Source organism: Sulfitobacter sp. 15WGC (assembly GCF_005068605.1).
GTDB classification, from domain to species: Bacteria; Pseudomonadota; Alphaproteobacteria; order Rhodobacterales; family Rhodobacteraceae; genus Sulfitobacter; species Sulfitobacter faviae.
The window spans coordinates 1-255 of record NZ_SZNL01000125.1 but is presented as its reverse complement, the minus strand read 5'-3'; the positions used below and the strand labels follow the sequence as shown (position 1 = coordinate 255).

Genomic DNA, 255 nt, shown 5'->3' with positions numbered 1-255 from the left:
GCGCCACGTCGATGAAGGAATAGGCCGAGATGTCCATCGAGTTTTTGAAGTTCGCCCGGCTGGTGTTCAAGAACCGCCCCGTCAGTTCGGATTTGTCCGAGAAAGCAATGGCATGCACGACGAAGTCGATGGTGGGCCAACGCGCGCCCAGCTCCTCGAAGGCGCGGTCGAGCGAGGCATCGTCGGTCACGTCCACATCGACCATGAAGTCCGAGCCGACGCTCTGCGCCAGCGGCTCCAGCCGCTTGCCAAAGG

1 protein-coding gene is annotated in these 255 nt (G+C 62.0%); it reads right to left on the bottom strand.

Annotation, left to right across the window (positions count from 1 at the left end):
• Positions 1 to 255, bottom strand: a 255-nt coding sequence (locus FCK22_RS18240; protein WP_136720771.1) for an SDR family oxidoreductase, incomplete at both ends; no start/stop codon positions are given.